This window comes from Ferroplasma sp., assembly GCF_031200575.1.
GTDB lineage: Archaea > Thermoplasmatota > Thermoplasmata > Thermoplasmatales > Thermoplasmataceae > Ferroplasma.
The window spans coordinates 1,293,108-1,314,119 of the sequence record NZ_CP133597.1; the positions used below are offsets into that span (position 1 = coordinate 1,293,108).

Annotated in this window: 18 protein-coding genes; 8 read left to right on the forward strand and 10 right to left on the reverse strand. The window is 38.7% G+C overall.

Annotated features, from left to right (window positions below):
- The first annotated feature begins 114 nt into the window (after positions 1-114).
- Together RE471_RS07000 and RE471_RS07005 are read left to right on the forward strand one after the other, a co-directional pair.
- Positions 115-1,560: an ATP-binding protein gene (locus RE471_RS07000; protein WP_309214107.1), complete on the forward strand. Its 1,446-nt coding sequence runs from the start codon at positions 115-117 to the stop codon at positions 1,558-1,560.
- Positions 1,561-1,668: 108 nt separating this feature from the next.
- Positions 1,669-2,679: an FAD-dependent oxidoreductase gene (locus tag RE471_RS07005; protein ID WP_309214108.1), complete on the forward strand. Its 1,011-nt coding sequence runs from the start codon at positions 1,669-1,671 to the stop codon at positions 2,677-2,679.
- 6 nt (positions 2,680-2,685) lie between these two features.
- On the opposite strand, the gene RE471_RS07010 is transcribed toward RE471_RS07005, so the two are convergent.
- Positions 2,686-3,867, reverse strand: a complete 1,182-nt coding sequence (locus RE471_RS07010; protein ID WP_309214109.1) for an MFS transporter — start codon at positions 3,865-3,867, stop codon at positions 2,686-2,688.
- A gap of 96 nt (positions 3,868-3,963) precedes the next feature.
- Here RE471_RS07010 and RE471_RS07015 point away from each other — a divergent pair, with 96 nt between their 5' ends.
- Positions 3,964-4,668 (forward strand): metalloregulator ArsR/SmtB family transcription factor, encoded by a 705-nt coding sequence (locus RE471_RS07015; RefSeq protein ID WP_309214110.1) that lies wholly within the window; start codon positions 3,964-3,966, stop codon positions 4,666-4,668.
- A 59-nt stretch (positions 4,669-4,727) separates the two neighbouring features.
- Here the strand turns inward: RE471_RS07015 and RE471_RS07020 are convergent, their stop codons facing one another.
- Positions 4,728-5,549: an isoaspartyl peptidase/L-asparaginase gene (locus RE471_RS07020; RefSeq protein ID WP_309214111.1), complete on the reverse strand. Its 822-nt coding sequence runs from the start codon at positions 5,547-5,549 to the stop codon at positions 4,728-4,730.
- Positions 5,550-5,685: 136 nt separating this feature from the next.
- Here RE471_RS07020 and RE471_RS07025 point away from each other — a divergent pair, with 136 nt between their 5' ends.
- From RE471_RS07025 to RE471_RS07035, 3 genes are all read left to right on the forward strand, one after another.
- Entirely contained in the window at positions 5,686-6,042 is a 357-nt protein-coding gene (locus tag RE471_RS07025; protein WP_309214112.1) for a hypothetical protein, read from the forward strand.
- Between the two features lie 332 nt (positions 6,043-6,374).
- Complete coding sequence (locus RE471_RS07030) at positions 6,375-7,634, forward strand: MFS transporter (RefSeq protein WP_309214113.1); 1,260 nt, start codon at positions 6,375-6,377, stop codon at positions 7,632-7,634.
- Positions 7,635-7,735: 101 nt separating this feature from the next.
- A complete protein-coding gene (locus tag RE471_RS07035; RefSeq protein WP_309214114.1) occupies positions 7,736-8,113 on the forward strand; it encodes a GntR family transcriptional regulator in 378 nt (125 codons plus the stop codon).
- Between the two features lie 25 nt (positions 8,114-8,138).
- Here the strand turns inward: RE471_RS07035 and RE471_RS07040 are convergent, their stop codons facing one another.
- Positions 8,139-9,737 carry a B12-binding domain-containing radical SAM protein gene (locus tag RE471_RS07040; RefSeq protein ID WP_309214115.1) on the reverse strand — a complete coding sequence of 533 codons (1,599 nt, stop codon included), beginning with the start codon at positions 9,735-9,737 and terminating at the stop codon, positions 8,139-8,141.
- Between the two features lie 117 nt (positions 9,738-9,854).
- Between RE471_RS07040 and RE471_RS07045 the strand changes: the two genes are divergently transcribed.
- Positions 9,855-10,742 carry an ornithine cyclodeaminase gene (locus RE471_RS07045; RefSeq protein WP_309214116.1) on the forward strand — a complete coding sequence of 296 codons (888 nt, stop codon included), beginning with the start codon at positions 9,855-9,857 and terminating at the stop codon, positions 10,740-10,742.
- 8 nt (positions 10,743-10,750) lie between these two features.
- Here the strand turns inward: RE471_RS07045 and RE471_RS07050 are convergent, their stop codons facing one another.
- Entirely contained in the window at positions 10,751-12,136 is a 1,386-nt protein-coding gene (locus RE471_RS07050) for an APC family permease (protein ID WP_309214117.1), read from the reverse strand.
- A gap of 577 nt (positions 12,137-12,713) precedes the next feature.
- On the opposite strand from RE471_RS07050, the gene RE471_RS07055 reads away from it, so the two are divergent.
- A complete protein-coding gene (locus RE471_RS07055; RefSeq protein ID WP_309214118.1) occupies positions 12,714-13,667 on the forward strand; it encodes a cysteine synthase family protein in 954 nt (317 codons plus the stop codon).
- Here the strand turns inward: RE471_RS07055 and RE471_RS07060 are convergent.
- The 6 genes from RE471_RS07060 to RE471_RS07085 all read right to left on the reverse strand — a co-directional run bounded on the left by RE471_RS07060 (position 13,664) and on the right by RE471_RS07085 (position 20,886).
- Positions 13,664-15,064, reverse strand: coding sequence for an aspartate aminotransferase family protein (locus RE471_RS07060; protein WP_309214120.1), 1,401 nt, complete (start codon positions 15,062-15,064; stop codon positions 13,664-13,666). The genes RE471_RS07055 and RE471_RS07060 overlap by 4 nt on opposite strands.
- A gap of 39 nt (positions 15,065-15,103) precedes the next feature.
- On the reverse strand, positions 15,104-15,793 hold the full coding sequence (locus tag RE471_RS07065) for an amino acid racemase (protein WP_309214121.1): 690 nt from the start codon (positions 15,791-15,793) through the stop codon (positions 15,104-15,106).
- A gap of 99 nt (positions 15,794-15,892) precedes the next feature.
- Entirely contained in the window at positions 15,893-17,191 is a 1,299-nt protein-coding gene (locus RE471_RS07070) for an MFS transporter (RefSeq protein ID WP_309214123.1), read from the reverse strand.
- A 60-nt stretch (positions 17,192-17,251) separates the two neighbouring features.
- Positions 17,252-18,214, reverse strand: coding sequence for a hypothetical protein (locus tag RE471_RS07075; RefSeq protein WP_309214124.1), 963 nt, complete (start codon positions 18,212-18,214; stop codon positions 17,252-17,254).
- Positions 18,215-18,247: 33 nt separating this feature from the next.
- Positions 18,248-19,792, reverse strand: coding sequence for a glycosyltransferase family 2 protein (locus tag RE471_RS07080; protein ID WP_309214125.1), 1,545 nt, complete (start codon positions 19,790-19,792; stop codon positions 18,248-18,250).
- Positions 19,789-20,886 carry an ATPase domain-containing protein gene (locus tag RE471_RS07085; RefSeq protein WP_309214126.1) on the reverse strand — a complete coding sequence of 366 codons (1,098 nt, stop codon included), beginning with the start codon at positions 20,884-20,886 and terminating at the stop codon, positions 19,789-19,791. Before RE471_RS07085 ends, RE471_RS07080 begins: the two co-directional genes overlap by 4 nt.
- Positions 20,887-21,012: the final 126 nt, after the last annotated feature.

Genomic DNA, 21,012 nt, shown 5'->3' on the forward strand with positions numbered 1-21,012 from the left:
GTTTTTAAGATTAATAAATATGACAATTATGGAACAAAATATAAAAATCTGGACACACCAAAATTATAACTTGATGACATAAAGATTATAAATATAATCATTATAAACATAATCATGGAGATATTTTTCGATAGGGAGAGAGAATTGGAAGGGCTAATAGCAGATATTGAAAAATATAAATCGCTGATAGTATTATATGGCAACAGGAGAGTAGGAAAAACCGAGCTTATAAAAAGAGTAATAAATAAAATAGGCGGAATCTATTTATATGTTGATAACACAAAAAGTTCAACCTTATTATTGCGGGAATTTTCACAAATAATCAGAGAATATTTTAACACATCACTTTTCAACCCACCTGACTGGGATTTATTTATGAAAGGCTTATTCGAGCTTTCAAGGAACAGACAAACAGCAGTTTATTTTGATGAATTTCAAAGATTTGAGGATATCAACAAATCTGTATTTACGGCACTTCAGAAAAATGTTGATTTATACATCGACACATCGAGATTGTCAATTGTCTGTTCCGGATCCTCAATAGGGCTTATAAAGAAAATATTTATGGACATAAGTTTGCCATTATACAAGAGAGCAACCTTCATAATGCATTTGAAAAATTTTGATTTTGTAACATCATATAAATATCTGAGAATTAGCATTGAAGATGCAATTAAAATGTATTCAATATTTGGTGGTTCTCCACAATTTTATAAATATTTTCGTTTGAACAGCATAAAAAATGTAGAGGAAATGATAAAAAACATTTTTCTGAGCAGTACCAGTGCATATGTGTTTGAACCCAGAGATTTCATTACTGAAGAATTCGGTAGGAGGTCTCAAACATACTTTTCTATACTGTACGCTATTGCAACAGGAAATACAAGAGTATCAGAAATAGCCAATATGACGGACGTTAAAGCCACATCACTGCAGCCCTATTTATTTGAACTGAGGGATATATTGAACTTGATAACATATGAATTGCCTGTAACAAATAAAAATAATAAAATTGATAAAAAAGGAATTTATAAACTAACTGACAGTTACATGGAATTCTGGTTCGGCCACTTTTATCCAAATATGAATCAATTTGAACTGGGGAACTATAGAGGAGTGGTTAATTCATTGATACAATCGGTTGATGCTATAGCCCCGCATAAATTTGAAGAAATATGCAGAGATCTAATTATCTATATGAACAATGAAAAAGCTGGTATTATGCCGTTTAGTATACAAAAAGTTGGAAAATGGTGGGGGAGGAATGGATATAATAGTGCTGGCAAAGATCAGGAGGAGATAGATATTTTAGCTATTAATGAGGAAAAAAAGGCTATAATGTTCGGCGAATGCAAATGGACAGGCAGGCCGGGGGATATTTCCATATATGAAGATCTAAAACGAAAAGCGATGAGTGTACAGTGGAATAATAAAGATAGAAATGAATATTTTATATTATTCAGTAGATCCGGCTTTACGGATAAAATGAAAGCTATGGCAGAGGAAGATAATGTAATATTATTCGATCTTGATAGAATTGAAAGTATGCTTAAAAAATGAAAATCGCAGGAGTTCATAAATAGCCACAAACTTAACGACTTCGTCTGGAAAGAGTATAAGCTACAAAACCTGTCATAAATTAAATATATCTATTGCCAATTAGTTTTTATGGCGGGCAATGTATTCATTCTCGGTGCGGGGCTTTCAGGAATATATTCAAAGATGCAGAATCCAAAATCAACATTAATAGATAAATCCGAATATCTGACAATTTCCACAAGACTGGTCACTGTTGTAAATGGAGATGATAAAAATTACGCATATAAACTCAGGCCTGTTGACAGAAACGAGACTGTTAGGGATATTGATTTTGCAAATAGGCTTATAGTTACTGATAAAGGAAACATCCCATATGGAAAGTTAATTATAGCCCTGGGGCACAATCAGGAAATAAGAACAATAGAGGGAAGCCAGTATCTGCATAAACTGGAAACTATAGAAGATGCCATCAGCATGAGAGAACTTATCAGAAAATCAGAAAACATAACAATCATAGGAGGAAGCTACCTGGGAGTTGAACTTGCATCCATCATTAAAGGAAAGAATGTAACTGTACTGGAATCAGGGTCAAGAATTCTTGCCCGTGGTTCTGAAAGTGCATCTGATTATGTGTCAGAATACCTAAAAAACACCGGGGTAAATATTATTACAGGTTTCAGGGTAAAAGAGGTTACACAAAGTTCGGTATTATCTTCCGATAATGAAGTCAAATCGGATTTGACTGTGTATGCAGGTGGAATATCAGGGAATCCTTTGATAGAAAACCTTGGCATAAAATCAGAAAATTCTAGGATAGTTGTGAACAGGTACCTTCAATCGGTTGACTATGATGACGTGTACGCCTGTGGTGATTCCATGAAAATAGAAGATAAGGATTTTCCAATGACTGCATTTATAGCCAGGAAATCAGGAGTTGTGGCAATGAAAAACGCAACAGGGTCCAGCATAGAGTTCGGTGATTATAAGAGTGGCAATATACTTAGCCTGAATGGGAAATATGTACTTGTAAGGGAGAATGGCTTCAGCAAAGGCCCCATTAACAGCGTTATAAAAAAATATGTAAACAGAAAAACCGAAAAAACGCTGGAAAAATTAAATCAAATAATTGGTAATAAATAGATTCTATTAATCCCTAAAATTCTCTATTGTGAGCAAAATTCCCATTATTATGGAAAATACAATGAAAGCGATTCCATAGTATAGAATGCCATTAAATAGGCCGGTTATTCTATCCATAAAGCCGAGAATGATCACAGGAAGCCCTACTCCAAGATATATTATTATGTAATAATTTGCAAGCATATCTCCGGTTTTATCAGCAGGTGAAATTTCTTTGATCTCCCTTGTTGCCCCGGTAAACGCAAAACCCTGCCCCATTCCGGCAAATACAGTTCCTATAATAAATATATACAGGGAATTTTTCATAATGGATATAAGAATAAATAATATGGCAAGGGCGATAAAAGCCATGCCTGTAACCATTGAACTTTTAATTTTAAATTTTAGGGAAACGATCTGGAAAACAGATGCTATGCCGAGCATAATGAACACTATAATACCGCCCATAGCGATGTTATTAATACCTGAAAGAGTAATAATATATACAGGAGCCAGAGACATAAAAAATGCTGTAATTGACCATGCTATGAATGCAGCAAATGAGCTTAGTAGGAACATTCTTATAACATCCTTATCAATTGATGGAAAATGTAGTTTCAGCATAGGGTTTTTTGGGGATGTATCTTTTAGCGGATACATTGCCATGGCAGGAATTAACACAAAAACAATAGAAACCAGATAAACAAGCCTCAGCGGGTATGGCAAATACTGGGCCATAAGCCCACCGATTAAAGGCCCTGTGGCGGTTCCGGCAGAGGTACCTATAGAAGTTAAAACCGCACCTGCCTTCCTGTGATAATGAAATAATAATGCACTTGCAGGTCCGGCTATGGCCCCACTGGCCAGACCCATAAATGCACGGCCAATGAATAACATGTACATATTTCTGGCAAATAGAAACGAAAGCAGTCCAATAATTTCCATAATCACCCCTATTCCAACCGGCAATTTTCTGCCATGCTTATCTGAATACTGCCCCCAGAAGAGCAGTGATGGTATCAGCATCAAAACATATATCCCGAATATATCTGTGATTATGAATGGCCCAAAATTATATTTTATGGCATAAAGTTCATAAATCGGTGCTGTAACATTGGATGCTGCCATTATAGAAAACAGGAGAAGAACTATAATGGCACTTCCAGCATTGACCCAACCTTTTCCTTGATTATTTACCTCATATTCCATGGAAGTTGAATATCCATCTATAAATTAAGCAGGATTATTCATAATAAAATCCTGATATATGGCAAAGTATATTTATCAAATCGAATACAATAATCAATGCCAGGTTTCAACAATAATAATTTGCAACAAAACGCTAAAATCAGGATAGATAGGTTATTTTACTGCCTGTCCAGTCCGATAAGGCTGGAAATAATAAGAATTCTTTCCAGAGGCACGAAAACTGTTAAGGGCATCTCAGAATTATTGAACAGTCCACAGCCACTGGTATCCGGCCATTTAAAAATATTGCTGGAGTATGGCTTTGTCAATGAACTGCCGTTTGGCAGAGAAGTATTTTATAAGATCATCCCGGAGCAGGTCGAGTTTCTGACAACATATTTAGATGACATGGCTGGAAATCATAAAATATCTATAACAACAAAAAACTCAAAAAATAATGTTTCTTTTTCTGAATGCAGGAGATGTTATGACCACCTTGCAGGACTCACAGGTGTGATGCTTCTGAAAACATTATTATCAAATAACTGGCTTAAACAGATAAATGATAAACCGGAGTATGATTTAACGGATATTGGGGAAATCAACATGATAAGGCTCGGAGTTAAAATACCGGCAAAAAAGAAACATGGGCGAATTTTTGCCTACGGATGCAGGGATCTCACGGAAAAGGAATTTCATCTCGGCGGAGCACTGGGTTCTGCTCTCATGAAAGGACTTGTAGTCAGGGGATTCATATCGGTTCATGACGATTCCAGAATTGTGACAGTTATTAAACCTGTAAAATATTGGTTTGATATATAATGTTATGAGTTTTTATGCAATCAAACGGGATATTTTAGTCATCATCAATTACTGTTAATTCATTGGAATTCCCTGTATGCATATGCCATACTTGTGTTTGAATATGAGATATATTCATTTTCTGTAATTGCAATTATACCGCAGCTTACTGTAAAGGAATCTACCTCCCTCTTTACTATACTATTAAGGCTTTCATTTCCAATCTGTGAGTATATGCGGTAGGACAGAAGATTTCGCGCTATTTCCTCTCCTATTCCGGTTGCAACCACTGCGCCTTTTTCTCCGGCATATATGCCTGCACCTATTATGGGAGAATCACCAACCCTTCCCCTGAGCATGGGAAATGAGCCACCTGTTGAAACAGCAGCAGCGAATTTCCCATTTACTCTGGAAACTGCACCTACAGTATCCTCAGATTTCTTTTCAAGAAATTTGAACTTATCAGGCATACCATTTCTGGCAGTTTCCTCCTTAAATTTTTGTAGTCTTTCAATGCTTCTCTCAGTAGCCGGATTATAATATTCATACCCCATTTCCCTTGCAAATTCTGTTGCGCCATCGCCTGAAAGCATTATATGTGGACTTTTAACCATTACATCCCTTGCAACAAGGACTGGATTTTTTACATTTTCTATACATATTACTGAACCGAAGTCTTTGCCAGACATTACAGCGGCATCCATCTGAATGCTTCCATCAATTCTGGGAACTGAACCTGTGCCTGCGTTGAATAGTGGATTATTCTCCATTGACACTACCGGGCCTATGGCCATATTTAGCGCACTATTTTCAAATTTAAGATCTTTAAGGATATCATCAAGTACGCTGCTCATGGAATCCGGGCTACCTGCACCACCGTGAACTAAAACTGCATTTGCCATATTGGTTAATATGACATAGAATAATTAATTTAACCCAAAAGCACGTATCCTACTTTCGCCATAGATGATACTATGTAGGCTGATCACTTTTTGTTAATGGGCTAAATATATTTATAAAATGATGCTTTAGATTATTATGCTACAAGATTTATATAAAAAGTGGAGTGCAGGTAATGCAATAGAAACAGATTTTATGCAGGATTACGCAGAGCTGGGAGAGTTTATGGAGAAACTTTATGATGAAATGAAAATAAGTGTAGACCGTGATATGAAGCCTTACGATGCATATTTCAAAATTATCAAACTCAATAATTTTGTAAATTCTATAATAACAAAGCGCCCGGATATTGTTGATTCTTTGGGCCAATGGTTCAAGAAGGAGAAGAAGGATCTGGATGCAATTGCAAAAAAGATGGGGGCTCTTTATTTGGATATTGGAATAAGTTTTCCTGGCGGTATCATCTTAAGTCTAACTTTTCAGCCTGATTTGTAGTATAAATTTATTTGGCACTGTGGAGAAAGGAATGCATAGACCATTTCATTTATTAAAATGAAAGACTGTTAATGATAGAATGAAAAAATAGACATCCCGTTTATCAAAAATATAGATATAAAACTATGAAAACAACAGTTATTCCTGCAATCATGTATAATTTTTTATTTATTTTCTTCCTGCAATATCCTTTTCTCAATTAGCAGACATGAAACTTGTTTTCCATGGTAAGTCTGCACATCTCGTTCTCGTGTTACAACTATATTATTGATGTCATCCCATTGATAAGGTTAAATACTGGCTTTCAATAAATTGCGCTATAAAGATGATAGATGAATAATAGAAAACTCATAGCCCTGAGGTCTTTTATAATAGCAGCCGGTGCTACGGCTGCAGCCTCCTTTGTAGGAGTGTTTGCAGTGATGATAGGGGCCTCTGCAGTGGAAATGGGCTGGCTACAGTCATCATCTAACTCTTTGAGCAATTTGGGGCAGATACTCTGGGGAAGGATCAGCGATAGAGTCGGAAGGCGCACGCCTTTTCTGGTAGCGGGAAGCATTATCCTTGCTGCTCTGTGGTATATGCTGCCATACTCATATAATCCTGTAGATTTAATAATTTTATACGCACTTATATCTCTATTTTCTGCAATGATTACTGTTAACTGGTACTCATTTATTGCTGACAATATTGCTCAGAAAAGGGGGCACTTCCTTGCAATTATAACTAACATTGCCTCTCTTGGTACAGTGATATCACTGATAGCCATGTTCTTCTTACTTGACAGCGATTCCAGAAAGGGCATTATTATTCCCTTTACTGCTGCATCCATTTCCTATATTGCATCGGCTGTAATAGGATTCCTGCTCACGGAAAAAAGAAGTGAATCTATTATGAGCAAGAACCTCCTTGGTACCCTGAAAACACTGAAGAGCAATAACAGGTTTTATAAGTATTTCATGGCAACCAATGTGCAGTCATTCTTCTGGTCACTGGCATGGCCCATGTTCCCTATTACCATTGTGACAGTAATGCACTTTTCCCTGAAAGTTGTGGCACTGCTCACCATTGCCTCAATCGGTTCTGCACTTATTACACAATATTTTATTGCGAAATTTATTGATAATGTGAACAGGGTGCCACTGATTTTCCTGAATAAAATCATGCTGAGCGGCATACCACTGATGTATGCATTTTTTGACACACTCCCATTTTTCATAATTATTGAAATATACAGCGGATTTCTGGGATCCATACAGAACACAATTCTTACATCATACACACTGGACGTTGTACCGGAGGGTCACAGGGCAGAGTATATATCCATTCTCAACGGTTTTAATGGAGCAATTTACTTCACCGGTGCACTAACAGGCGGTTATCTCCTTTCACTTTTTATAGATTTCTTCCCTCTCAGGCTTGCCCTTACCTTCTCCTATCTTATAGTGTTCTCTGGAAGGTTTCTTTCCTCATTCCTGTTCCGTGGATTAAAGGAAGTTGAGGGCGGTGGAAGAAGCAACGGTGTCCTTAGAATACTGTTTAAGCCCAGGCAGCCGGGGTCCCCATCCGGAGGTCCCATAAGTCCGAGATGAGTTGATATGCCTTTCATGCCTGAGGTTTCCATGGCATTCCGGACTCAAAATGCAAAACGGTGTGATTAACTATTTATATTATTATAGAATATATAGAACATATGTCAAAAAATCTGGAGATAAGCCTTGATAGAAACTCCCATGACGCAATATACATGCAGCTATATAATCAGATAGTTCAGAATATTACTTCAGGGAACCTGGAAAGGGGAGATTCGCTACCCTCATCTAGGGTTATGGCCGGAACCCTGGGCATAAATTTCCATACAGTAAACCAGGCATACCAGAGATTAAGGGAGAACGGAATTATAGCCAGCGGAAAGAACAGGAGATACATCGTGGTAGGGAAAAAGCAGCCCGGTTCAGTAAATAAGCTCATGGAAAAGGAAGCAGAGGTTGTAAACGAGGCCCTGGCCATGGGATATTCTGAAAATGACATAATTGAAACGGTCAGGAAGATACTGGCAAATAAGTCATAAAATTCATCAATAATAAATATATAAATTATCTTTTAATCATATAATAGACGTTTTTCTTCTTTCCCAAATCATAAATTATTTTATTGGAGTTTTCTGATATGTCCTCGTGCCCCTCACGGCCTATAAAGCCGTTGCTCTTTGCCTTCCAGTACATATCGTAGGTCTCCAGTAAATGCCTTGGAAACCCTGCAATGCTTTTCAGGTAGTCAGGCATCATTTCCATAATAAATTTCGTTCCTGTGTCTATTAGCTTTTTCTTTTTCCCTGATAACTGGAGTCCAAGAAGCTTCCCACGCATGAACTTGTAAATATAAAAAGAATATGATGCATAGAACTGCACTATCTGATCCAGAACCGGCCCCACACGTGTTTTCATGACAGGTGTCAGAACATCATACCTATCCCAGTCCAGTGTAAATAGTGATTTGCTATCCAGGGCCTCATCAAATATTCTCGTCCCGGGGAGCGGTGTGTAAATTGAAAATTGCAGTGCGTCAGCCCCTGCCCTGGCAAGCTCCCTGGAGAATTTAACTGTTGTCCTCAGGTCCTTGTATCTTTCATAGGGTGCCCCAACCATCATTCCAACAATTACGACGATTCCATTTGTGGAAAGCACCCTTACGGCACTTACCGATTGTGGGGTAAATTCCCCTTTATGCATTTTTTTCAAAATTTCCGGGCTTCCGGATTCAACACCAAGGAAGGATATGCTCATTCCTGCTTTTGCGGCTTTTTCAATAAGATCAGGATGCCTGGATGTTACATCAACACGCATCTGGACTATCCAGGATGTATTGAGTCTTTTCTCCAGGATCATGTCAAAAAGTTCGTTCCTGTGCTTTACATTAGGCTCTACTATGAATATATCATCTGTGAAGAATATCCAGTTATAGCCTGCGTCACGTGCACGCTCCATTTCCTGCACAATTCTTTCATTGGATTTATTTCTCCATGTATTGCCCCATGTGGGTGTGACTGAGCAGAAATCACAGCCATAGGGACACCCACGGGATGTTTCCAAGCACATAACCCGATCTTCCCTGCCAAAAACCTTGAACGTATACTTTGAGGGGTCAAGGAGTTCCAGTGGCGGTAATGGAAGTGTATCAAGATCGGAAATCAGTTTCCTTGGCTTTGTTCTTTTTATTCCCGAATCAGATTTATAAACTATGCCATTTATCCCATCAAATCCGGTTCCATCAATAATTGAATTTGCAATATCGTATATTGTTTCATCGCCCTCCCCCAGAACAGAGATATCAAAACCAGCATTTATCAGTTCTTCTGGCAGGAATGTGGCATGATGCCCCCCTGCTACGAGCACTGTATCAGGTTTGAGTTTTTTTATCCCACGTGCAATATATCCCGCATTGTTATGGGCAGCAGTGGCATGGAGTGTAATGCCAACAAGATCAGGCTTGTATTCAACAGCCATCTTTATTGCATCATCAAGGGATATGCTTTCAGCCTCCATATCAATTATTTTGACCTGGCTATCTTTTATTCTCTTAATTTCACCAGCAAGAGCCAGCAGCCCTAGCGGAGCAGGCAAAAAACCCCATTTGCTCAAATAGGCAGACCCTGTACGGTTGCTGGGCCTTATAAATACAGCCCTGAATGCCATATAATATTATTTAATAATATTATAAATTCTTTGTTATCCAAATTCTCTAACAAAAGTTATTTCTTTTTATTATGACAATACCAAAAGCATTATAACGTTTAGAACAATGGTTTTATCATGATAACATATGTTAGTGAGCATGATGTAAAATCCAGTTTAAATATGAAAGAATGCATCGAGGAACTAAGAAAGGCATTCATGTCATATGGCGAAGGCCTTTCCGATACACATCCCAGGGATCGCATAATTGTAGATAAAAATATTTTGAATACCATGCCAGGTTATTACGCTGAAAGGCACCTTGCAGGGCTGAAAACATATTATTCAGGGCCTAAGGGAATTCATTTTACAGTATTAATATTCAATACAGAAAGGCCTCAAGACCTTTACCTAATTGAGGCGAATGCTCTGGGACAGATACGAACAGGAGCACTTACAGCTATGGCCACATCAGAAATTGTAAGGAAAAAATCTATTAATTTTACCCTCATTGGATCTGGATTCCAGGCAGAGTCACAGTTCCTTGGGATGAAAGAGATGTTTAATCTGGACAATGCATTTGTGTATTCCAGGAATCCGGAACATTCAAAGAAGTTTGCCGATATATTCGGAATTCAGCAGGCAGAAAACCTTGAAGTTCTAAAAGAGTCCGATGTCATTACAACCATAACAAACAGCAATACACCAATATTCAACTATTCCCAGCTGCCAGATGAGTACCACATAAATCTGGCTGGGTCCAACTTTCCCATAAGAAGGGAGGCTGCGCCGGATGTGCTTGATAAATCAGACGTTGTGATAGTGGAAAACCATGATCAGGCATTGAAGGAATCCTCTGAGATTATGGGAATAGAGAATAAAAGTAAGATTGTTGAACTCAAGGATTATATAATAAATAAGGAGAAATATTCAGGTAAAAAAACAATTTTTAAATCCATGGGAATCGGGCTGGAGGATGTTGCTGCTGGATATGTTATCCTGAAAAATATGGGATTTCTAAATTAATTTTATTTTTATGTAGCTGTTGCAGTTTTTATTACTTTTCTCCTGGTAACTATAAAAATTGCCATTATGGCCAGCAATATTACCATGGTTACAGTGGCCTGGATGTATGGAAATGAAGGTGGGTATATGCTATAGTATATACCAAAAACAAGTATAATAAGGGAGATTGAGGGAAGTATTAGATGCCATGTATATTTGAATTCATGCATTGCCCTGAAAAAGAATGGAAGGGCAAAGTCACTCATTATATGACCGAAAAACAGTGCAAGACTTGCTATGGTAATCAGGAATATATATCCATAAAAGGGACCAAGTATTACTCCGGCTACAACACTGGCTATAATACTGGTGAAACCCATGAAAAGAATTGTATTGGATGGAGTTTTGTATTTCGGGTGTATCTTTGAAAACCATTTTGCAAATACATGATCTTCTGAAAATGAGTAGCCCATTCTTCCCAGAACGTTAAGCGGCGATACCATGGAAACAAAGATACTGTTGAAGAGTAGTGCTACCATAATAAGGAGTACGGGAAAACCCAGATATTCATTGGCCAGTATAAGCCCGGGAACGAGTTTGGATGCGAAGTCACCCATCCTGGAAGGTCCCCATCCAATTGTAAATGCATAGGATATCATGAGAAAAAGTGCTCCAGTGATAACGAAACTTAAAATCATCGCTTTTTTGATATTTTTTCTGGGCATTTTTGTTTCCTCACCAAGATACACTGCACCTGAGGCACCTGTCATTAGAAATGTCCCCAGTACAATCCCTTCGAAAAGAGGCGCAATGCCACCAGAGATATTGGGCAGAAACACTGCGGTAGTATTCCGTGGGCCAGATATAACAATGATGGAAATCCCGAGAACGAGGATGAAGGTTATTTCCAGAAGCGCTCCAAAAAGTGAATACTTGACTGAAGGCTTCACTCCAAGATATGGCAGCATGGTGAATATGGTTACAAATACAATTAATATGGGAATCCAGAAATATGTGGGCAAGGCAATTCCAAAGTATGTAGAAAATATGCTGGGAATCAAAACACCTGCAAAAAACAGTGTTGTATTGGCCAATATTGTATATTCAAATAATAGATAGATCAAGCCATCAAACATCCCATATTTTCTCCCAATAGCCCGGCTGGTAAATGCATAAAAGCCACCCGCACTGGCCATTTTTGAGGAATACTGGTACGGAGTGTTAACCCATATAATCCCACTTATTACAGATATCAAAATAGCCAGGGGCAATGCTCCCTTTGCATAGAATGCCGCCCCAGTTAAAGATGTTACTATAGATGCTAGGGGGGCAGTGAAAGCTATAGTTTGACCTACAATGGCCCAGAACCCAAGAGCGTTTTTCATCAACCTAGGTTTGCTATGTACGTTATTCATATAAAAACATCTATTAATCATATATAAATATTTGTTAATTTTAAATGGTAAGTTTAAATATTTATTATGCACAAAAGGGATAAGAATTTATATATGTATAAATAATAGAGTAATATATAGAAAAAATATATCATCTAGAATAGATATAAATAATAAATTTAATCCGGTAAGATAATGTAATAAAGTTGTACCTTTTAATTAACAGTAAGGTAACGTTGACAGAGATGATGTGTATCAATACTTTAACAATTTTTGCTAAAAAATATTTTAAAGATACTTTAGCAATTGATAAAAAAACAATGCGAATTTGTCAAAAATTTCAATATTTATTAGAAAAAGGATTTGATTATGATGAGATCAATACTCCTTATAAAACACCACAAAAGTTGGGGCAACATTTAAAGTTTCAAAATCTTTAATATCCTACTCTTATATTTATAATATGGGTTTATACGGCAATAAAAGCTATGAGTGACCAGAATTTCAATTTATTTCTTTATTTGTGTTAGCAATATATATGCGGAAAAATTTCAAGGTAGTTATTAAATACTAAATCTGCATAGAAATATTGATTTACATGTATGATGTGAAGGCAAGCATCCTGAGTGCCATTGGTAATACACCCATGGTGAAATTGAACAGGACGGGCTGCAAAAACATAGAAATTTATGTGAAACTGGAGTATTACAATCCCAGTTTCAGTATCAAGGATAGAATAGCAATAGGAATGATAGAGGATGCAGAGCGGAAGGGTATAATAAAGAAAGGAGATTATGTAATAGCCAAGACCTCCGGGAATACAGGTACCGGTCTGGCCATAGCATGTGCCGTAAAAGGTTACAGATTTATGGCAGTGATGTCTGCCGGTAACACGGTTGAGAAATCACAGATGTTAAAGGCATTGGGAGCTGAGGTTGTGATAGTGCCGCAACAGCCTGGCGAGGAGCCGAATACTGTGTCCAGGAAGGACAATGAAGCAGTTGAAAAGAAAACTGAGGAGCTCACTGAAAAGCTGCATGCATACAGGCCCAATCAGTATATCAATCCGGTAAATTATCTTGTCCATGAGTATACCACCGGGAATGAAGTTATCAGCCAGACAGACGGAAACATAGATGCTTTTGTGGCATATGTTGGCACAGGGGGAACTTTTGTTGGAATATCCAGTGCATTAAAAAAATTCAGGAGCGATATTAAATGCTATCCTGTTGAGCCAGAATCTGCACAGTTCCTGGCAGGGAAGCCAGTTATAACAACCAGGCACAAAATACAGGGAGGTGGGCATGCCATAAAACCACCGTACTGGGATGAATCACTTGTTGATGGCTATCTCAGCGTCTCAGATGAGGAGGCCATATTTGCCGCAAGGCACATGGCTGCTACAGAGGGCATATTTACCGGATATTCCGGAGGAGCGAATGTAGCCGCAGCAATGAAACTGGATGATACAATGAGAAGGGGATCCATTGTGGTAACAGTGCTGCCGGATTCCGGATTAAAATATCTCTCATCTGATCTTTATAAATATTAATTATGGGAGGCATGGAAATCCATGTCCGTAATTTCCCTGAATATTTGCTCACCTTTCTCAGGGCTTAACTGGTAAAGCATATGGAAAAACAGGGTTTTTTTATCTGGATTGCTGCGGACCATACTGACCAGATAATCGGCCGTCTTCTCCTTAGAGTTGATGGCCATGTCCCTGGCCTCTTCGTCTGAACCAACCTTATTGTGAATTTGCTTGAGATCTTCAAGAAATTCCCCTGCAACATCCACATGGACCGGGCATATATTAAGGTGTATTGTTGAGGGAAGCCCGAGATTTTTGTTTGACGGCTGCACCTGCGGGTACCACCCATGCTCTATCATCTTTACCCCTGTCTGGAATATGCTGTTGTTATCATCCTGGAAGGCGAATATTGTTGCATCTGGCTTTCCTGTTATCCTGTACCCGATTTTCTCTATTCCGGCCCTTATGGTTTCGTATGCGTCTAGGGTTTTTTTTGCCAGCCTAGTATATCCGTCAAATCCTAAATAATTGAGTATTGCCCATGTTCCAGCCAGTGGCCCTGCCGATTTTGTGGCCTGCATGCCTGCGTTGGACATTGGGTATCCGGGCCACCGTGCATTAACATATATCTGGTGGCGCCGGTATGATTCGTTTCTGTACATTACCACTGATGATCCCTTGGGGGTGAATCCATATTTATGGAGGTCAACTGACATGGAAATTACGCCTGGCAGCCTAAAATCGTAATCTGGAATACTCTTTCCATTCTCCTTCAGGAATGGAAGTATCATGCCACCGACACATGCATCAACATGAAGCCATAAATTATGCTGGAGTGCCAGATCAGAAAGTTTTTTTATTGGATCTATTGTCCCGTATGGAAATGATGGTGCAGATCCAACTATCATGGCGGTATTATCATTTATCTTTCTTTCCATGGCATAAACATCTGCCAGGTAATTCTGATCCACATTTACCCGTATTTCCTTCAGGCCGAGATATTCTGCAGCCTTGCTGAATGATGGATGGGCAGTTACCGGAAGTATCACCTCAGGAATGCCCTTATGCTTTTCCAGAAACGTATCCCTTGCTGCCTTCATTGCCAGTATGATGCTCTCTGTTCCACCTGTTGTAAAGGTACCAGAAACATTATCCTCTCCATGTAGCAGTGAACCCATCATTGCCACAACATCATTTTCCAGTTTCAAAGTACTTGGAAAAGCATGGTAATCCATTCCATTTCTGTTAGAAAATTTTAGGAAGATGTCCTGAAAGTTTTCCAATTCTTTGATGCCGGGATCATAAAAGTATGTAAACAGCCTTCCCCTGCTATTTTTAATGTCACCCTCTCCATAGGAGTCGAGAATATCGTGTATTTTTTCTGAATCAATCCCTTTCTTTGGAAATTCTTTCAACATAATTTAATATTTTCTTATGGTTAAAAAAACTTTGCCGGATTAATACCTATTTTTAACCTTTTTACCGGCTGCTATAATTAATCTCTCTGCCAGAAGCCTGTCCGAGTCAATAAGTGGAAGACCCGTATCATTACTGCCAAGTATGACAGGTATCTCGGTGCAGGCCAGAATAAGGGAATCAACGCCCCTGTTTTCAAGTTCCTTTATAACTGGCAAAAGAACTGCTTTTCCCTCGGAAATACTTCCAAGCTTCACGTGCTGAACAGCCCTCATGACAGAATCCTCGTCCTCCGGGATAATGGTGTTTATTCCTGCCTTTTTTAGATCCCTGATATATAGCCCGGATTCTATAGTGGCAGTTGTTGCCAGTATTCCTGGCCTCTTATAGCCTGATTCCAGAACGGCACTAACTGTCAGGTCGATCATGTTCAGAACGTTTATTCCTCTGTGGAACTGGTCAAACCAGATATGGACAGTATTGCATGGTATTCCAACTGTCTGTATACCATTTTTTTCCATGAAATCAATGCCACGATTAATTGAGTTCACCGGGCTTTCACCATTATTAAAGTATGCATCAATCCTGTTTGGAATTTCAGGGTCATTATAAAGGATGTACCTGACGTGTTCCTGATCATTATCAGCATCAGTTAGTTCTGTCAGCCTGTCCAGAAACTGATTTGTTGCTTTTGGGCCCATACCGCCGATTATTCCAATCTTTATATCCATATCATCAGTATACAATAAATACAATATAATATTTCCCCGGATTGATTTCTGGGCACATGAAATCCTAAAATGCCCGGAAAGGCATAATTAGAGTTATGCCTACCAGTCTGCGTTTTCAACCGTAATTCCAAGTCCCGTTTCCTTTCCAAGTATGTACCACGTTATTGCCCCTGCTGATCCTATGACCCAGACGAAAATGTTGAAAAGCATGTACTGGTCCAGGCTGTATGTATATGTAATATATATTGTTGGAATATAGAGCCCAATACCCAGAAAACGCACCAGCGCTGTAAGGGTGCCCCTTGATTTTGTAGCCCATACCTCTGATTTCAGGGTATCTTCTGCTAAATATCCCAGCTGGACAAAGGCATTCAATGCAATAACCAGCATCCAGAACATAATAATATATTTAGACCAGGTACCTATGGTTTCATATGTGATAAGTGTGAGGACAAGTGCCCCAACGTTTCCATAGAGAAGCATCTTCTTCCTGCTTACCCTTTCCCCGAAAAGCCCAATAAATCCAACCACAAAGGCTGCCACGCTGGATACAAGCAGTATAAGGTCGGTTAGATTAGGAAATATAATGGGCCCGAGCTCATAGGCTATAAGCCCGAAACCTGTTGTCCCTGCAAATGCAGTGGTAAGGGTTGCAAAGAACTTCAGCCAGAAATGTTTCGTTCTATCAAGCTCATCTTTTTCTGATTTCTTTGAAATGTTCCCAATGCTCTGTGAAAATCGATCCTCCCCGTAATATTTGATTGCGTCAGCCTTTGCCTGTTTCTCATGCCCCATACTTGCAAGCCACAGGAAACTTTCCGGCAAATAACGCCTCGATGCTAACAGTACTATGAGGACTATGACAATAGTTCCGGCAATCATGATCCTCTGGAAAAATACTGACCCATATGCTGTAGAAAAGGCAACGCCTGCCAGCACCAGGCCGCCAAGAGGTATGAAGTTCAGTTCCAGGAGCATGGTAGAGCTTCTATGCTGCCTGGGCATAATTTCCTGGGAGAGTGCCATGATTGTATTCATCTCTCCTCCGGAAGCAAAAAGAAGTATTGCAAGGAATATCAATATTAGGTAGAAAGAATAGCTTAGCGTTATGCCAATTGCACCTACACCGTACATTGCCATGGTGATATAGAACACATCCTTTCTTCCGATACGGTCCGATACAGGCCCGGCAACAGCGATTCCTATTATGAGCCACAGAGGCGACCATGAAAGCAGTATTGCAGTGAAATCTGGTGGAATTGTTACCCATGTTGTTGCCACTGAAGCCATTCCGAATATATAGGATTCAAGAAACATACCCATGGAAAAGGAAATAAACGCCCACGTATCAGTTCTTGTCCATCTTGAAGCAGTTGATATGCTTTTATCTAAATTCATTTAAAAAGGTTAATATGTAGAATAATATAAAATTAATCTATCGTGCTCTTTTACAGGTATTTAATTTTTGGTATATTCACGATCCAGAAGCAAGTTCCTAGGCTCCTTATTTACAGCATCTCCGTAATATTCAAGAGTTACCCAGTCCAGGTGCTTTAAATCCATTTCCGTATCAACTATAAGATTGAAATATTCCTTTGCCCTGAAGTCCGGAAGTATAAAATTCATATACAGTTTATCATCATCTGCATACATAAAAAGAAAATTCCATGAGATATTCTTTTTCATTGCCTTGTTTGCCAGGAAAAGCAGAATGTCTTCATCAGTTCTTGTTAAGTATATGTGATCATCACCGGACAATTCCTCCATGCCATCAAATTCCTTCATATCTTTATTTGCAAAAATAAGAAGGCGGAATTGCCCATTATTGGGATAATTATCAATAAACTGGCCAATGGCACCGGTGTTTTTAAGTGCCTTCACCACCCGGTAATTCCCGAATACAGAAATTGGAAGGCTGATAACAATGGATTTCAGATTAACGCACCAGTCTTCCATGTAATCAAGAAAACCGCTGGTTGGACGTAATGTTACCTTGGCTACCACGCCCTTTATAGGAAGATATTCTGAAAGAAGGTCAGAAAATGCCATTGTAGAGCTTTCATGCATGAATCCGATTAATACAAGATATTTCCCTTCAACTTTGGTATATGGGATTTCCAGTCCGGTTATGCTGTCCAATTTTCGGATAAGATCGGCTATACTTTCATTTACTATCTTTTTTCTAGATGTATAATAAAGCTGGCGTTCATCAACACCTAAAAGTGGAAAGAATGGGACGAGTTTTTCATAACCGGTAATTTTAGGAATGCAAATTGTCATAAAAAGTTCATCCTCGTCCCGGGTTATCGAACATGGAGCTTCTAAATCTAATCCGCCACTGATTGCCAGGGGCAACGCATTAAGTTCAATTTTCAGCTCAAAATATTTTGTGAGCTCCCGGTTTATCTCAGCAAATTCCATTATGTATCATATAACAAATATATAAAAATATTGTTATGGATTTTCATAGCTTTTGAAGGCGGGGGCATCCATTGATGATTCTTTCGGGGGCCTGTTAAGCCAGAATATTGGTAGAAGCAACATAAGCTGGAAGAAACCCCAGAATGCGGATATGTATGCATATACGCTATGCTGCAATACAAGATAGATAGATGCGATTGTAAGTAGCAGCATTATAGTAAACTGGGGCCAGAAATGATCCCATGGTAGTTTTACACCTGTCCTCGCCGTGGTGAAAGGCCTTTTCTTTTTCATCAACACGCTTATGGATGCATAGATGCTCAGCGGGAATATGAGAACATTTGCTGCCATATTGTAAAAGACAAACCGCAGGGGAGCTCCCTTTTCTGTATGAGAAAGTATAAAGGTGGTCATTACCAAAATGGTGTATGGAAGCCAGGCAAAGAAATACAGAATGTTGTTTATGGTAAGCACCCTGATCCCCAGCATGTCTAGAATAGGAGAAATCAGGAATATGAGATAGAACCACCCAAATGTATACCATGTGGTAGTGGCAAACCAGTCAAGTTTCCGGCGCCACGGAAATTTTTTGCTCATGATGATTTTTTTCAGTATTTTCGGCATAAGTTCCAGGGAACCGGACATCCATCTCCACTGCTGGTTTACGTATCCCTGCATTGTTACAGGAGCACGGCCATATACCAGTTTTTTGTTGAAATACATTCCCAGCCATCCATTTATTGCCATATTCACAGTTGTGGCAATATCCTCAACTATGCTACTTTCATCAAAAAAGTTGACAGATCTTAATGCTTCCATACGGTAAACCACATTAGTTCCACATGAAACCAATGTTCCCGTAACGCTCTTCCCCTCAGTGAGTATCTCATAGAAAATAAACTGCTGTGCCTGGGCAATCTCGGCCAGAACACTGGAATCGGCATTTGAATAAATTTGTGGCACCTGTACGAAACCGATTTTCGGGTTTCTATCAAGAAGGGCAGTAGTTTCTCTCAAAAAATCTGGAGCCGGCATCTGGTCTATATCCAGAACACAGGCATACTCCTCTTTTAAATTCTTAAGAACATCATTAAGGGCACCTGCCTTATATCCCCTACGATTATCTCTATGCACATATTTCATCCCAAGCCTCTGGCAGAGTTCGGCTATGTATTCCGTATCTCCTGTGTTAGAGTCATCCAGAACATAGACATCTGCATTTTCTCCCACATTTGAGGAGATGGCTATTAAATTGGTTTTCACCATTTCAGGATTTTCGTTAAAAATAGGCACAAGCACCGCTACCCTGCCCCCCAGGCCTTTAATATATCCATATTCAATAGTTGACTTATAAACATCTTCGCTCTTCCTGAATGATAAAAAGTATGTTATACTCTGAATACCAAAAAATACACTGGCTATCCAGAACCAGATGGTAAATAAATACTCCAGGAATGTACCGTGCTTAAGTATCAGGGCAGCATAAAGTGATGCTATTATGCCTATAAAAATGAAGATAATGGATACAATTGTCATTATATCCACAAACATTACTGTGTATCTGCTCAGGTTAATCACCTGATGTTCCTGAATATATCATCATCCGAACTGTTCCTTTTCACTGTGTTTACATGCTGTACAGGTTTTATGCCGTCGGCGGTAATCTGGAAATAGAATGGATTGGAATCAAATACAGTACCACGCATTTTTACTATATTCATATATCTGGTTATTCCATCATTCCCGGATGTGTAATTCAGCTTTATTATTCCGGTAACATAATATTCTTCAATTCCAAACATGCTCAATTCACTGTTTCTTAATCCTGAGGTGATAATTACTGTAACGCCCTTGAGGGCAAGACTGTTCAGCATTAAATTTACATAATCATCATCAGGAATCAGGAGAAGGGTGATGGGATCTATAACTACCCTTTTTATATTATTTGAAATAATAATCTTTTTCAACTCCGTGACAACCTTTGTAATAAACTTCCTGAAATCTTCCTTTCCTGAAGATATATCAGATTTCATTGACCTTATTGAATCAGATATTTCCATTACCTCGATCATTTTCTTATTGTAATAATCAATAAAGCCTATATCCATTGTCCTGATGTTATCCAGAAACTGATCAGGAAAGGTATCGGTTAGAATCATAAGCCCCTTCTCGCCGATGCTCGCGCCATATGATAGGAATGTGCTTGCGACGGTGGTTTTCCCTGCGCCGGTAACGCCGGAAATCATATAAACGTATCCAGGCCTGAGACCACCAGAAAGTTTGGCATCCAGTGTAATTATTCCGAATTTTGCCCTTTGAACAGGTTTATTGCCTTCCTGTTTAATATCTATTATATCTATTCCATATACATTGCACATTTTTTTTAGATAGTCACCGATTTCGGTGGATGAAATGAGCACTTTTTTTGTTATTCCTGCATCCATAGCCTGTGAATTGAATATCATTATACTGTCTGTTGTTGTATTCTGATCATAGAGCTTGGCTGCAATCAATATGCCATTAGCCTCAATAATTAAGTAAAATGTATATTCAAGGCCCGATTGGGCCAAAATCTTTCTGTTTTGGAAAATTGATATTGATTTTATATCCACAGAATATTTAGAAGATAATATTCTCGAAAGTACATCAAAATCCACATTTGTTTGACCCAACGCCCTCTAATTAAAGTGTTGCATATAAACTTTTTTAAAAGCATGAATAATTAGCATTTATACATGTAATAATTGGATGTGCCCTCTGACTTGATGTTTTTATATTAATTCAATTTAAAATAATAA